This is a genomic window from Achromobacter sp. SIMBA_011 (assembly GCF_046535435.1).
GTDB lineage: Bacteria > Pseudomonadota > Gammaproteobacteria > Burkholderiales > Burkholderiaceae_B > Achromobacter > Achromobacter dolens.
The window spans coordinates 296,548-310,981 of the sequence record NZ_JAWRWN010000003.1; the positions used below are offsets into that span (position 1 = coordinate 296,548).

General features: G+C 66.6%; 15 protein-coding genes. All 15 read right to left on the reverse strand.

What is annotated here, in order from left to right; translation table 11 throughout:
- Positions 1-67 precede the first annotated feature (67 nt).
- On the reverse strand, positions 68-496 hold the full coding sequence (locus tag SB816_RS14460; protein WP_054502803.1) for a hypothetical protein: 429 nt from the start codon (positions 494-496) through the stop codon (positions 68-70).
- 82 nt (positions 497-578) lie between these two features.
- Positions 579-1,367: a TrmH family RNA methyltransferase gene (locus tag SB816_RS14465; RefSeq protein WP_054502804.1), complete on the reverse strand. Its 789-nt coding sequence runs from the start codon at positions 1,365-1,367 to the stop codon at positions 579-581.
- Positions 1,364-1,972, reverse strand: a complete 609-nt coding sequence (gene rnhB, locus SB816_RS14470; protein ID WP_054502805.1) for a ribonuclease HII — start codon at positions 1,970-1,972, stop codon at positions 1,364-1,366. Before rnhB ends, SB816_RS14465 begins: the two co-directional genes overlap by 4 nt.
- Entirely contained in the window at positions 1,959-3,155 is a 1,197-nt protein-coding gene (gene lpxB, locus SB816_RS14475; protein WP_054502806.1) for a lipid-A-disaccharide synthase, read from the reverse strand. Before lpxB ends, rnhB begins: the two co-directional genes overlap by 14 nt.
- Entirely contained in the window at positions 3,152-3,946 is a 795-nt protein-coding gene (gene lpxA / locus SB816_RS14480; RefSeq protein ID WP_054502807.1) for an acyl-ACP--UDP-N-acetylglucosamine O-acyltransferase, read from the reverse strand. The genes lpxB and lpxA overlap by 4 nt, the downstream gene beginning before the upstream one ends.
- Positions 3,947-4,402, reverse strand: a complete 456-nt coding sequence (gene fabZ, locus SB816_RS14485) for a 3-hydroxyacyl-ACP dehydratase FabZ (protein WP_006385190.1) — start codon at positions 4,400-4,402, stop codon at positions 3,947-3,949. It lies immediately after the preceding gene.
- Positions 4,403-4,473: 71 nt separating this feature from the next.
- Complete coding sequence (lpxD, locus tag SB816_RS14490; protein WP_054502808.1) at positions 4,474-5,571, reverse strand: UDP-3-O-(3-hydroxymyristoyl)glucosamine N-acyltransferase; 1,098 nt, start codon at positions 5,569-5,571, stop codon at positions 4,474-4,476.
- A 14-nt stretch (positions 5,572-5,585) separates the two neighbouring features.
- A complete protein-coding gene (locus tag SB816_RS14495; protein WP_054502809.1) occupies positions 5,586-6,146 on the reverse strand; it encodes an OmpH family outer membrane protein in 561 nt (186 codons plus the stop codon).
- Between the two features lie 110 nt (positions 6,147-6,256).
- On the reverse strand, positions 6,257-8,602 hold the full coding sequence (gene bamA, locus SB816_RS14500; protein ID WP_054502810.1) for an outer membrane protein assembly factor BamA: 2,346 nt from the start codon (positions 8,600-8,602) through the stop codon (positions 6,257-6,259).
- 53 nt (positions 8,603-8,655) lie between these two features.
- On the reverse strand, positions 8,656-9,987 hold the full coding sequence (gene rseP / locus SB816_RS14505) for an RIP metalloprotease RseP (protein WP_054502811.1): 1,332 nt from the start codon (positions 9,985-9,987) through the stop codon (positions 8,656-8,658).
- 71 nt (positions 9,988-10,058) lie between these two features.
- Positions 10,059-11,258: a 1-deoxy-D-xylulose-5-phosphate reductoisomerase gene (locus SB816_RS14510; protein WP_054502812.1), complete on the reverse strand. Its 1,200-nt coding sequence runs from the start codon at positions 11,256-11,258 to the stop codon at positions 10,059-10,061.
- Positions 11,255-12,112 carry a phosphatidate cytidylyltransferase gene (locus SB816_RS14515; RefSeq protein ID WP_054502813.1) on the reverse strand — a complete coding sequence of 286 codons (858 nt, stop codon included), beginning with the start codon at positions 12,110-12,112 and terminating at the stop codon, positions 11,255-11,257. The genes SB816_RS14510 and SB816_RS14515 overlap by 4 nt, the downstream gene beginning before the upstream one ends.
- Positions 12,113-12,176: 64 nt before the next feature.
- Entirely contained in the window at positions 12,177-12,941 is a 765-nt protein-coding gene (gene uppS, locus SB816_RS14520; protein WP_054502814.1) for a polyprenyl diphosphate synthase, read from the reverse strand.
- 166 nt (positions 12,942-13,107) lie between these two features.
- Complete coding sequence (gene frr, locus SB816_RS14525; protein WP_049074267.1) at positions 13,108-13,668, reverse strand: ribosome recycling factor; 561 nt, start codon at positions 13,666-13,668, stop codon at positions 13,108-13,110.
- 15 nt (positions 13,669-13,683) lie between these two features.
- Positions 13,684-14,400 (reverse strand): UMP kinase, encoded by a 717-nt coding sequence (gene pyrH / locus SB816_RS14530; RefSeq protein ID WP_006394495.1) that lies wholly within the window; start codon positions 14,398-14,400, stop codon positions 13,684-13,686.
- Between the last annotated feature and the right edge of the window lie 34 nt (positions 14,401-14,434).

Here is a 14,434-nt window from a genome sequence, read left to right on the forward strand (position 1 = left end):
CAGGGTCCGGCTATGGGCGCCGGCCCCCCTCCGTCGCGCAACCGGCGATCGCCGGCCGCGCGGGCCGTCACTGCCGCACCGCTCCAGGCAGGACGACGGGGCGGGACAGCTCGATGTAACTGCTGTCGGCCGGCAGGTAGAACCCCACCAGCTTGCCGGACGAGGCCACCAGATAGGCGTCCGTGCGGCGCGGCAAGGCAATCGCGAACGGACCGCCCAGCGGCCGGAACACGTCGCCTTGCACGATGGCGCCGGCCCGCCGCCATTGCGAGCCGGAAGGCAGCGTCACGGCGGCGTCGTTGGGCAGCTTCGCCACCACCTCACGCGACAATTGCAGCCGGCCGGCCGATTCGGTCATGTCGACCGGCACCAGACTGACCCGTTGCGGTGCGCCCGAGGCGCATCCGCCCAGCGCCAGCGCGCACAGGCAGGCGGCAAGCAATGACTGGCAGCGGGCGCGGCCTGGCAGGGAGTGAGCGACCGGCAATGACGCCATGGAACACCTAGGGAGCGGCAAAGCGTCGAGTATATGCCGGCCCGGCGGCCGCCTGGCGGGTCAGACACGCACCAATGCAGAATCAGCGCGCCGCGTCCGCCAGCGCCTGGCGGCGCTGCTCGAACAGGCAGATGGCGGCGGCGGCGCCCACATTGAGCGACTCGACCGCGGCCATGTCGTGGGGAATGCGCAGCCTGAGCCGCGCCGCCGCCAGCAACTCGGCCGCGACGCCCTGGCCCTCATGGCCGAAGACCCAGGCGCAACGCTCGGGCAGACGCCCGGCGTACAGATCCTGGGCGCCTTCCAGCGCGGTCGCCACCAGCGGCACGCGCAACCGGGGCAGCAGCGCCTGCAGGTCCACGTGCTCGTGGATCGCCAGCGCGAAATGCGCGCCCTGGCCGCTGCGCAACACCTTGGGCGACCACGCGGCGGCCGTGCCTGTGGCCAGGAACACGCGCTTGACCCCGGCCGCGGCACAGGTGCGCAGCAAGGTGCCGACATTGCCCGGGTCCTGGATGCGATCGAACAGCACGCAATTCTCGTCCACCGCCTCGGGCAGGGACGGCAACGGCGGCGTCACCACGAAGGCCACGCCCTGCCCGCTTTCCACGCTGGCCAGCGCCTGCATCAGGCGCGCGTCCAGCGCCAGGCAGCGGGCCTCCGGCACGGCGGCCGCCAGCGCCGCGATATCGGGCTGCGACAGGCGGTCGACGTCGAAGATGGCCTGATCCGGCGCGCCATGGTGCTGCAACCACGCCTGGCACAGGTGCACGCCGTCCAGCAGCACGGGCGCGCCGCGCTTGCCCGCGGTGCCGGCGAGCTTGACCAGCGCCTTGACCGCGGGATTGTCGCGGGAACTGATGTGTTTCATGAGACCAGGCCGAAGGCCTTGATGGGCGCGAAACTGCGGCGGTGCTCGACACAGGGACCGTGCTCGCGCAGCATCTGCAAGTGCAAGGCGGTGCCATAGCCCTTGTGCTGGTCGAACGCATACTGCGGGTACAGCGCATGCAGGCGCAGCAGATCCGCGTCGCGCGCGGTCTTGGCCAGGATCGACGCGGCGGAGATCGCCGGCACCAGGGCATCGCCCTTGATCACCGTCTGCACCGTGCAACCCAGCTTGGGGGCCTGGTTGCCATCCACCAGCGCCAACTGAGGCGCCGTCGACAGGCCCTCGACGGCGCGGCGCATCGCCAGCAGGGTGGCGCGCAGGATGTTCAGGCTGTCGATTTCGGCCACGCTGGCGCTGGCCACGCACCAGGCCAGCGCATGCGCCTGGATCTCGAGGGCAAGCGCCTCGCGCGTGGCGGCCTTCAGCACCTTGGAGTCGGCCAGGCCGTCGATGGGCCGCGCCGGATCCAGGATCACGGCGGCCGCGTATACCGCGCCCGCCAGCGGACCGCGGCCGGCTTCATCGACGCCGGCCGTCACCAGGGCCGGCTGCGCCGGCGCGGCAAACAGGTCAGGCTGCTCCACCGGCCACCTCCAGGATCGCCTGGGCCGCGAGCGCCGGCGTGTCGCGCAGCAGCTCCTGGTGCAGCGCCGTGAAGCGGGCCTCGATACGCGCCGCCAAGGCCTCGTCGGTCAACGCCGCCCAGGTGGCCTCGGCCAGCTTCTCGGGCGTGGCGTCGTCCTGCAACAGCTCGGGCACCGCGAAGTCGCGCAGCAGCACGTTGGGCAGCCCCACCCACGGCAGATAGGGCCGTTCCTGGCCGGACTTCCAGGCCATGATGCGACGCATGAGCGGCGACAGCACGTAGGAAATCACCATGGGCCGCTTGTACAGCGCGGTTTCCAGGGTGGCGGTGCCGCTGGCCACCAGCACCGCGGTGCTGGCTTCCATCACCGACCATGCCACTGGCGCCTGGCGATCGCCATCCGCGCCGTGCAGATCCTGCGCGGTGACGCAGCGCAACCCCGGCACGGGATACTTGGCCAGGATCGCCTGGAATTCGGCGCGGCGCTGGTCGTTGACCATCGGCACCACGCATTGCAGCGCCGGATCGCGCTTCTGCAGCATCTGCGCGGCCTGCAGGAAGCGCGGCGCCAGCAGGCGAATCTCGGACGAACGGCTACCCGGCAGGATCGCCAGCACGCGCGCGTCCTGGTCGATGCCCAGCCGCGCGCGCGCCGCCGCGCGGTCCGGCTGCATCGGCACCGCGCCGGCCAGCGGATGGCCGACATAGGTGACCGGAATGCCTTCCTTGCGGTAGATCTCTTCCTCGAACGGGAACAGCACCAGCATGTGCGACACCGATTCGCGGATCTTGTGGATGCGATCGTAGCGCCAGGCCCAGATCGAGGGGCCGACGAAATGGACGGTCGGCGTGCCGGCCTGGCGCAGTTGGTGTTCCAAACGCAGGTTGAAATCGGGCGCGTCGATGCCGACGAACACCGACGGCGGCTCGGCCAGCCAGCGACGCGACACGTCGCGATAGGTGCGCAGCAGACTGGGCAGACGCTTGAGCGCGTCGACGTAGCCGAACACCGTCAGCGCATGCATCGGATGCCAGGTATCGAAATCGCGGGCCTGCATCTGCGGGCCGCCGATGCCCTCGCACAGCACGCCCGGGGCGCGCTGCTGCAGACCGGCAATGATGCGGCCGGCCAGCAGATCGCCCGAGGGCTCGCCGGCCACCATGCCGATCCGCATGTTCATGGACGGATGATGCCGCGCGACGCGACGTCGAGGAAATCCAGCAGCGTCTGCAGATGCTCGGCGACTTCGGGCTCGGCCTGCTGGCGGGCGCGCAGTTCGGCCCGGGCCGTGTCCAGCGGCAAGCCGCGGCGATAGATGATCTTGTAGGCGTCGCGCAGCGCCGACACCTGGGCGGGCGTGAATCCGCGGCGCTTCAGGCCTTCGACGTTGATGCCGACCGGCCGGCATGGATTGCCCGCGGCCAGCACGAACGGCGGCGTGTCCTGCATCAGCGAGCTGTTGCCGCCGGTCATGCTGTGCGCGCCGATGCGCGAGAACTGGTGCACGCCGGTCAGGCCGCCCACGATGGCCCAGTCACCCACATGGACGTGGCCGCCCAGTTGCACGGAGTTGGCCAGGATGGTGTTGTTGCCCACGTGGCAATCGTGCGCGATGTGCACGTAGGCCATGATCCAGTTGTCATCGCCCAGCGTGGTGGCGCCGCCATCCTGCACCGTGCCGGTGTTCAGCGTGACGAATTCGCGCACCGTGTTGCGGTCGCCGATGATCAGCCGGGTCGGCTCGCCCTTGTACTTCTTGTCCTGCGGCATCCCGCCGATCGAGCAATACCGATAGAAGCGGTTGTCGCGTCCGATGGTGGTCACGCCATCGACCATGCAATACGGGCCGAGCTCGGTGCCGGCGCCGATCGTCACATCGGGGCCCACGACGCAGAACGCGCCGATGACCACGCTGGGGTCGATTTTCGCCGCCGGATCGACGACGGCGGTAGGATGGATGTTTCCTGCCATTTACTCTTCCAGGCTGCGGATCGCGCACATGAGCTTGGCCGACGCCACTTCCTGCCCGTCCACCGTGGCACGCGCTTGGTATTTACAGATGCTGCGGCTCAGGCGCTCGGCTTCGACCTCGATGCGCAACTGGTCGCCCGGCACCACCGGGCGGCGGAAACGCGCGCCGTCGATGCCCACCAGGTAGTACGCCGTCTTGGCGCCTTCGCACTTCAGGCCGCCGTTCTCGTCGGTGAACGAGAACAACGCCGAAGCCTGGGCCATGGCTTCCACGATGAGCACGCCCGGCATCACCGGATGGTGGGGAAAGTGGCCGTTGAAAAACGGTTCATTGATCGAGACGTTCTTGATGGCGACGATGGATTTGCCGGGCACCATTTCGACGACGCGATCAATCAGCAGCATCGGGTAACGATGCGGCAGCCTCTCCATGATCCCCTTGATGTCGAGTTCCATTTTTCTGTGAATTCCTGCGTAATGAATTAAATCTGTCGGCGCCGCGAGCGCCAGGGCGGCATGGCGGCGCCCTAGTCTTTTTCCAGCGTCCGCAAGCGGCGGCGCAATTGCGCCAACTGTTGTATCACGGCGGCGTTGCGCTGCCATTCGCCATGTTCCGCATACGGGTACACCCCGGTATAGCGGCCAGGCTTGGAAATATTGGACGTCACCGCGGTGCCGCCCGAAATGTGTACGTCGTCGCCCAGCGTCAGGTGCCCTGACAGCATGGCCGCGCCGCCGATGGTGCAGCGCTCGCCGATGGTCGTGGACCCCGCCACGCCGACGCACGCCGCGATCGCGGTGTAGGCGCCGATACGGCAGTTGTGGGCCACCATGATCTGGTTGTCGAGCTTGACGCCATTGCCCACGACGGTGTCTTCGAGCGCGCCGCGGTCGATGGTCGTATTGGCCCCGATTTCGACGTCGTCGCCCACCGTCACCCCGCCCAACTGGGGAATCTTGCCCCAGGCGCCCTTGCCCAGCGACGGATCCGGCGCGAAACCGAAGCCGTCTGCGCCGAGCACCGCGCCGCTGTGGATGATGGCGCGCGCGCCGATCTTGACGCCTTCGTACAGCGTGACATGCGCATGCAGGCGGCTGTCCGGGCCGATCGACGAGCCAACGCCGATGACACAGCCAGCGCCCAGCACGCTGCCGCGGCCGATGCGCGCGCCCGATTCGATCACGCAATTCGGACCGATACGCACGTCTTCCTCGATGTGCGCATCAGGCGCGACCACGGCCGAGGGATGCGTGGACGCGGGCAGGGCCGGACGCCGCGCGGCGTCGAACCACTGCGCCACGCGAGCGTAAAGCAGATACGGATGCTTGCAGACGACCAGCGTGAAACGCGGCCGATCGGCGCCGGCGGCTTCCAGCGTCTCGGCCACGTCGGCCGACACGATCACCGCCCCCGCCTGCGTGGCGGCGAGCTGGCTCTGGTACTTGGGATTGGCCAGGAAACTGATCTCATGGCCGCTGGCCGAAGCCAGGGTGCCGATGCCGCAGACCCGCAAGGGGTCTGCGCCGGCGGGCGCGCTGATGCGCCAGTCCATGCCCTGGGTATTGGCGGCGCTCAACAGCGCTTCGAGCGTCGGCGCGCGGGCAAGATCCAGTAGAACCGGCATACGGCGACTGCAGCTTACTTGCCCAGGCTCTGGATCACCTTGTCGGTGATGTCGATGCGCGGGTTGACCGTGACGGCGTCCTGGATGATCAGGTCGTAGTTTTCCTGTTCAGCGATGCGCTTGATAGCCTCGTTGGCCTTCGTCACGATGCTGGAAAACTCTTCGTTGCGGCGGCGGTTGAAGTCTTCCTGGAATTCGCGGCGCTTGCGCTGCAGGTCGGTATCCAGGTTCGACAGCTCCCGCTGGCGCTTGACGCGGTCGGACTCGGACAGCACGGGCGCGTCCTTGTCGAACTTCTCGGCTTGCGAACGCAGGCTGGAGTTCAGACGCTGCAGTTCGTCGTCACGCTTCTTGAATTCGGCTTCGATCTTGCTTTGCGCCGTCTTGGCCGGACCGGATTCACGCAGGATCCGCTCGGTGTTGACGAAGCCGATCTTGGTGTTCTGAGCCTGAGCGGGCACCGCCGCGACGGAACCGAGAATGAGCGCACCCACCAGGGCAATGGAGCCGCCCAGCTTGCCACGACGATTAACGCGCGGCGAATTCGATGATTTAAGTGCGAAGTCAGACATCATGAAAATCTCACCTTCCAGTAAGGCAAAGCCAAAGTATGTATTGTGCCACTAAACGACAAGGGAGCCGGGCCAGGAGGCCTCTCCCTTGTTTTCAAGCGTAACGCCAGCGCTTAGAACCCGGTTCCGATCTGGAACTGGAAGCTCTGCTTGTCGTCGCCCGGCTTGGCATTGAGCGGACGCGCGTACGACAGTTGCAGCGGGCCCATCGGCGACTGCCACGACAGGCCGATACCCGCCGAGAAACGCCAGCCGCAAGGATCGTCGACCTCGCTGCCCGGCTTGCCGTTGGTGCACGACAGGCCGCTGCCCGCGCCCACCTGGCCCGCATCGCTGAAGATGAACCAGCGCAGCGTGCGGTCCTTGGACGCGCCCGGGAACGGCAGGTACAACTGCGCGTTCGCCACGATGCGGCGCGAACCGCCCAGGTAGTCGCCCGTGACCGGATCGCGCGGACCCAGCGACGAACCTTCGTAGCCGCGCACCGTGCCAATACCGCCGGCGTACACGTCCTTGATGATCGGGTAGTCCTTGCCGCCGTAGCTCTGGCCCCAGTCGACCATGCCGTTCAGCGCCAGGGTGTACGAATTGCCCAGCGGGATGAAGTACTGCTGCTGACCGGTGAGCATGTAGTACTTCAGGTCGACCGTCGAGAAGTCGCTCTTCAAGCGGGTGTACGAACCCTTGGTCGGCGCCAGGGCGCTGTCGCGGGTGTCGTTGGACCAGCCGGCGGTGAAGATCACCGAGTTGGTCGCATCGCCGTACTGGTCGACGAACTTGCGGTAGGCCAGCGGCGAATTCGAGAACAGATCGATCTGGTTGCGCTCGAGGTTGGCGCCCAGGAAGATCCGGTCGTACTCGGAGATCGGCACGCCGAAGTTCATGCCCAGGCCCATGGACTTGACGCGGTAGTCGCCGTCGTTGTTGTTCCAGGGCTCGGTCACGCGGTAGTAAGCGGACGTGGTGCGGCTGATGCCGTCCTTGGTCCAGTACGGGTCGGTGTGCGACAGCACCACCGCGCGGTTGCTCTTGCTGGTGTTCAGTTGCAGCGTGAGGTTGGTGCCGCTGCCGAACACGTTGTCTTCGCTGATGCCGGCCGACAGGATCGCCTTTTCGGACGAACCGTAGCCCACGCCCAGGTTGATCATGCCGGTGGGCTTTTCCTTCACGTCGACGTTGACGTCGACCTGGTCGGGCGAGCCCGGCACCGGATCGGTCTTGACGTTGACGTCGCTGAAGTAGCCCAGGCGGTCGACGCGGTCGCGCGAGGTCTTGATGTCCTTGGCGTCGTACCAGGCGGCTTCCTGCTGGCGCATTTCGCGGCGCACGACTTCGTCGCGCGTGCGGGTGTTGCCGCCGATCTGGATGCGGCGCACGTAAACGCGGCGGCTCGGATCGACGTAGAACGTCAGGTCGGCCTCGTGCTTGGCGCGGTCGAGCTGCGGGTTCGGGTTGACGTTGGCGAAGGCGTAGCCCAGTTCACCCAGGTAGTCGGTGATGGCCTTGGCCGAATCGTTGGCCTTGGCCGCCGAGAACGTTTCGTCGGGCTTGATCTTGACCAGGTTGTTGATTTCCTGGTCCAGGCCGATCAGATTGCCCGCCAGCTTGACGCTGCGCACCTTGTACGGCTCGCCTTCATGGACCGTGATGGTGATGCGGATGTCCTTGCGGTCGGGCGAGATCGTCACCTGGGGCGGCTCGACCGTGAATTCCAGGTAGCCGCGGTCCAGGTAGAACGAACGCAGGCGTTCGAGGTCGCCTTCGAGCTTTTCCCGCGAGTACTTGTCGGTATCGGTGTACCAGGTCAGCCAGCCCGGCGTGGTCAGCTTGAATTCGTCGAGCAGGTCGCTTTCCGAGAAGGCCTTGTTGCCGACGAAGCGGATTTCCTGGATGCGGGCGACCGAGCCTTCGAACACGTCGAAGCTCACGCCAACGCGGTTGCGCGGCAGCGGCGTGACGGTGGAGGTGACCTCGACGCCGTACTTGCCCTTGGACAGATACTGCTGCTTGAGTTCGTATTCAGCGCGCTCGAGCATCGAGCGGTCGAAAATCCGGCCTTCGGCGAAACCCACCTGCCCCAGCGACTTGGTAATGGCCTTGGAATCGAACTCACGCATGCCGTTGAAATTCACGGATGCAATCGTCGGACGCTCCTGGACCACCACGACCACGACATTATTGTCGGTCTGGATCTGCACGTCGGTGAAAAATCCCGTGCCGTACAGGCGTCGAACGGCCTCGGTGGCCTCTTCCTCGGTGAATTTCTCACCGACCTTGACGGGCAGATAACCGAAGACGGTGCCGGCGTCGGTTCGCTGGATCCCCTCTACGCGGATATCCCGCACGACAAAAGGGTCGAAGGCGTGAGCCATGCCTGGCAGCAGCAATGCGGCGATCAGACTCGGCACTACGCCCGGCAGTACACCCTTTTTGTGATGAAACATCCGGCGAAAAGACATCCTTGAGTATCCTCGGTCGTGCAAATGGCGGGGGATTTTATGCTAATTGGCGCTTAAGTGAACAAGCGCGTGAAATCATTGAACAACGCAAGCCCCATCAGGCTTGCCAATAAACCAATGCCTGCGCGCTGTCCGATATCGATCCACCGTGCGGGCGGCGGACTGCCCCGCACAATTTCGACGAGATAGTACAGCAGATGGCCACCGTCCAGCATAGGAATGGGCAGCAAATTTAGTACGCCCAGGCTGATGCTGATCAACGCGATATAGGCGATATACGCAACAATGCCGATGCGGGCGGTCTGGCCGGCATAATCGGCGATCGTGACCGGGCCGCTGACATTGCGCCAGGAAACGTCCCCCGTGACCATGCGGCCCATCATGCGCAGCGAAAACAGGGCGGTGTCCCAGGTGCGGACGGCGCCGCGCCAGAGGCTGTCGAAGACGCCGTAGCGCACCGTCACCATGGGCACGTCGCCGCCTAGCTGGACGCCGAGCCGGCCGATGACCTGGCCGTTGACCGTTTCGGCGCGCGGCGTGACATTCACGGAAATCTGGGCGCCATCGCGCGCCACCGTCAGGGCCAGCGTCTTGCCCGCGCTGTCCTGGATCTGCTTTACCAGCGCGCCGGTGTCCGGCGTGGGCTGGCCATCGACGGCCAGGATCAGGTCGCCCGCGCGCAGGCCGGCCGCCTGCCCTTCGCCGCCATCGTTGACGACGCGCACGGCGGGCTTGGGTTGGGCCAGGCGGATGCCGGCGGCCAGCAGCGGATCGCCGCCGGCCGGATCCATGGCGTTGGCCGGCAGGGTCAGTTCCCGTTGCTGCGATGCACCACCGGGGGTGCCGACTTCGATCTGGGTGCGGCCACCCGTGGCCATCACGTCCATCAGGCGCCAGCGGGCGTCCGACCACGACGCGACCTCCTGGCCGTCGATGGCCAGGATGCGGTCGCCCGCCACCAACCCGGCGCGCGCCGCGGGCGTATCGGCAGCGGGTTGGGCGATGACAGCCACCGGCTCCTCGGTGCCCGCCATGTTCAGGCCGGCATACAGGAAGACCGCGAGGATGAGATTGAAAATGGGACCGGCGGCAACGATCGCGATGCGCTTGCCGACCGATTTGTTGTTGAAGGCGCCTGCCGCTTCGGCCGGGCTGGCGCCCGCCGGGGCATCGTCCTGCATCTTGACATAGCCGCCCAGGGGCAAGGCCGACAGGGCCCATTCGGTGCCATGGCGATCGGTGCGGCGCAGGACCACCTTGCCGAAGCCGACCGAAAAGCGCAGCACCTTGACGCCGCACAGCCGCGCCACCCAATAGTGCCCCAACTCATGGAAAATGATCAGGGAGCCAAGCGCAACGGCAAAGGCCAGCAGGGTGAAAAGCATCGGGGTCAGGAAATCAAGGAATCAACGCACGGGAAAAACGGCGCACGGTCCGGGGAACGATCCATGCGCCATCACGCCAGGCCGAGATTGCCGGCGTAAACGCGCGCGGCGGCATCCAGCGCCAGCACATCGTCAAGACTATTGAGCGTAACAGATGATTGCCCCCCCTGCCACTCCAGGGTCGCCTCGATAACCCGCGGTATCCAGGTATACCCCAGACGGCCCGCCAGGAAGGCGTCCACGGCTACCTCATTGGCCGCGTTCAGGGCGATGCAGGCGCCCTGCCCGGCACGCAGCGCCTCGAACGCCAGCGCCAGGCACGGGAATCGCGCCAGGTCCGGCTTTTCGAAATCGAGCCGACCCAGACGGGTCAGGTCCAGCGGCCCCACGCCGCTGTCCAGGCGCTCGGGAAAGCCCAGGCCGTAGGAGATCGGCGTGCGCATGTCGGGCTGGCCCAATTGCGCCAGGATCGAGCCGTCGTCGTATTCAACCATGGAGTGAATCACGCTCTGCGGATGCACCACGACCTCGATGCGGTCGGCCGGCATGGCAAACAGCCAGTGCGCCTCGATCACCTCCAGGCCTTTGTTCAGCATGGTGGCGGAATCGACCGAGATCTTGCGGCCCATGCTCCAGTTGGGATGGGCGCAGGCCTGCGCCGGCGTCACCTCGTGCAGGTCCTCCAGGTCGCGGCCCCGGAACGGGCCGCCGGAGGCGGTCAGCAGCAGTCGGCGCACGCCCGGCGCCGGCGCATCGGGCGCCCCGGCCCGGCCGCCATGGGGCAGACACTGGAAAATCGCATTGTGTTCGCTGTCGATGGGGAGCAATTCGGCGCCGTTGTCGCGAATTGCCTGCATGAACAGCGAGCCGGCGGCAACCAGCGCTTCCTTGTTGGCCAGCAAGACCCGCTTGCCGGCACGCGCCGCGGCCAAGGCCGCGGGCAGGCCGGCAGCGCCGACGATGGCCGCCATGACGGCGTCGCACTGCGCATCCGCCGCCGTATCGGCCAGGGCCTGCGCGCCGATCCGGATTTCCGGCGCGGCCTGCCCGGCCGGCCAGGCCGCCACGAATTTGTCACGCGCCTTGGCATCGGGCACCACGACCACCGCGGCGCGGCTGGCCAACGCCTGCTCGGCCAGCCGTTCCATGCGGCTGTAGGCAGACAGGGCATACACCGCCAGGCGATCCGGATGGCGAGCGATCACGTCCAGCGTGCTCTCGCCAATCGAGCCGGTCGATCCCAGCACCACGACGCGTTGAAAAGCCGTCAAAACAACACTCCAGACAAGATTAGCGCCAACGGCGCGACCGGCAGGATCGCGTCGATACGGTCATAGACCCCGCCGTGCCCCGGCAGCAGCGCGCTGGAATCCTTGCGGCCCGCGCGGCGCTTGAGCAACGACTCGAACAGGTCGCCGATGATGGATAGCACGCCCAGCAACGCCGCGATCGGCAGCGCCAGCCAGAACGACCAGTGCGCCACCAGCGCATGGCCGAACGTGCCGTCCCACAGGCTCGACAGGCCGATCCAGATGACGGCGCCCAGCACGCCGGCGACCGCGCCGGCCACCGTCTTGCCCGGGCTGACCCGCGGCGCCAGTTTACGCTTGCCGAATGCGCGGCCGGCGAAATAGGCAGCGATATCGGCGACCCAGACCAGGGCCAGCAACGACACCACGAAGGCGGCGCCGCGCGCCATGAACATCTGGGCCAGCACCGCCCAGGCGGTGAACGCGGCGGGGACCGAAAACAGCGACCACCCCAGATTCGCCGGCGCCGCGTCGGATCGGCCGCGCACCACGGCGGCGGTGGCCCCGAACAGCCAGACCACGGCAACCAGCGGCGCGGCGTAGCGCAGGATCCAGGACGGATCCGCGATGCCGTCGCGCTGGCCCGACAACCAGGCCGACGCCAGGGCCAGCATGGCCGCGAACAACAGGACGGGAATGCCCGCGGCGATCACGGACGACGGCGGTTGCGGCAGCGTCAGGCGCAGCCACTCCCAATTGGCGCAGGCCGCCGCCAGCGCGAGCAACGCCACGAACCACCAGGGATTGGCGCTCATCATTGCAGCCGCCAGGACGGCGAGCAGGACGATGGCGGTAACGATACGCTGGCCCAACATGGTGACGATCTCCTCGGGTCGACCCACAGCCGCCGCGCGCGGGGCACGGCGAGCCGCGGCCGGACTATTTTTCGCCGGTTTCGGTGAGCTGGGCGCTGGTGCGGCCGAAGCGGCGCTCGCGCGTCCGGTACCAGTCAAATGCCTGGCGCAGTTCGTCGGCGCCGAAATCCGGCCAGTAGCGGTCCGTGAAATAGAACTCCGCGTACGCCATCTGCCAGATCAGGAAATTGGAAATGCGCTGCTCGCCGCCGGTGCGGATGAACAGGTCGGGCTCGGGCGCCCAGGACATGGAAAGATGCCGCGCCAGGCGCTCTTCGTCGACCCGCTCCGGATGCGCCGCCAGCTCGGGCTCGGCCGCCAGCATCGCGCGGGTGGCCTGCAGGATGTCCCAGCGACCGCCGTAGTTGGCGGCCACCGTCAGGTGCAGGCGGTCATTGTGGGCGGTGCGCGCCTGGGCGGCGAAGATCAGTTCCTGCAGGCGCGGCTCGAACGCGGACAGATCGCCGATGACGTGCAGGCGCACGCCCTGCTCTTCCAGCTTGCCGACTTCGCGCTCCAGCGCCTGCACGAACAGGCGCATCAGCAGCGACACCTCCTCGGCAGGCCGGCGCCAGTTCTCGGAACTGAAGGCGAACAGCGTCAGGTAGCGCACCCCCGCGCGGCCGCAGGCCTCGACCACGCGGCGCACCGCCTGCACCCCCTTGGCATGCCCGGCCGTGCGTGGCAACAGCCGCCGCGTCGCCCATCTGCCGTTGCCATCCATGATGATGGCCACGTGCTCCGGGATGTCGCGGGTATCGGGAACCGCCTGGGTAGAACTGGTTGCCATGGGTCTGGGGAGCGCCGTCGACCGGCGTAAAACAGGGAATACGGGGAAAAACCCGCGCCGTCGATCCACCGCTGCGTCAGTGTGCTGCGAAGCAATGGATAGGACGGCGCGAAGGCAAAAATCCTGGGGCCGGGGCGGCTTGCTGCCCGCTCCGGCTCTGCAAGGATTATACGGTCATGATTTCCGCTTCTTTTTGGGCAACCATCTTGTCGATGTCGGCCACGTTGCGGTCGGTCAGCTTCTGGACGTCGTCCTGGGCGCGACGCTCGTCGTCCTCGGAGATTTCCTTGTCCTTGACCAGCTTCTTCAAGGTGTCGTTGGCTTCGCGGCGCAGATTGCGCACGGCCACCTTGGCGTCCTCGCCTTCGCTGCGCACGACCTTGGTCAGGTCGCGGCGGCGCTCTTCGGTCAGGGCCGGCATCGGCACGCGGATGGTATCGCCCATGGACATGGGGTTCAGGCCCAGGTCCGATTCGCGGATGGCCTTCTCGATCGCGGCGGCCATGCTCTTTTCGTAGGGCTGGACGCTGATGGTGCGCGCGTCGATCAGGTTCACGTTGCCGACCTGGCTGATCGGCACGGGCGAACCGTAGTACTCGACCTGCACGTGGTCCAGGATGCCGGTGTGGGCGCGGCCCGTGCGGATCTTGGCCAGGTTGGTCTTGAGCGTGTCAAGCGACTTGGCCATCCTGGCTTCGGCGGATTTGCGGATTTCTGCGACGCTCATGGATTTTCCTTTTCTTTAAACGTGTACCAACGTGCCTTCGTCTTCGCCGCTGACGACGCGCTTGAGCGCGCCCGACTTATTGATCGAAAACACCTTGATCGGCAGCTTCTGGTCGCGGCACAGGGCGAACGCCGTGGCGTCCATGACTTCCAGGCGGCGGACGATGGCCTCGTCGAAGCTGATGCGCGCGTAGCGCGTGGCGGAAGGATCCTTGTTGGGATCCGCGCTGTAGATGCCGTCGACCTTGGTGGCCTTCAGCACGATCTCCGCGCCGATCTCGGCGCCACGCAGGGCGGCCGCGGTGTCGGTCGTGAAGAAGGGGTTGCCGGTGCCCGCGGCGAAGATGACGACCTTGCCTTCTTCGAGGTAACGCAGGGCCTTGGGGCGGATGTACGGTTCGACGACCTGGTCGATGTTCAGGGCCGACTGCACGCGGGTGTCGATACCCTTGTGCTTGAGCGCGTCCTGCAGGGCAAGCGCGTTCATGATGGTGGCCATCATGCCCATGTAGTCGGCGGTGGCGCGGTCCATGCCCTGCGCACCCGGGGCGACGCCACGGAAGATGTTGCCACCGCCGATGACGATGGCCAGCTCGACGCCAGTGGCGGCGACTTCGGCGATCTCATCGGTCATGCGGACGATGGTGGCGCGATTGATGCCGAATGCATCGTCGCCCATCAGCGCCTCGCCGGAAAGTTTGAGAAGAACCCGTTTGTATGATCTGCTGCTCATAGGTGATATCCCGAAGAACATTCCGACGAAAGTG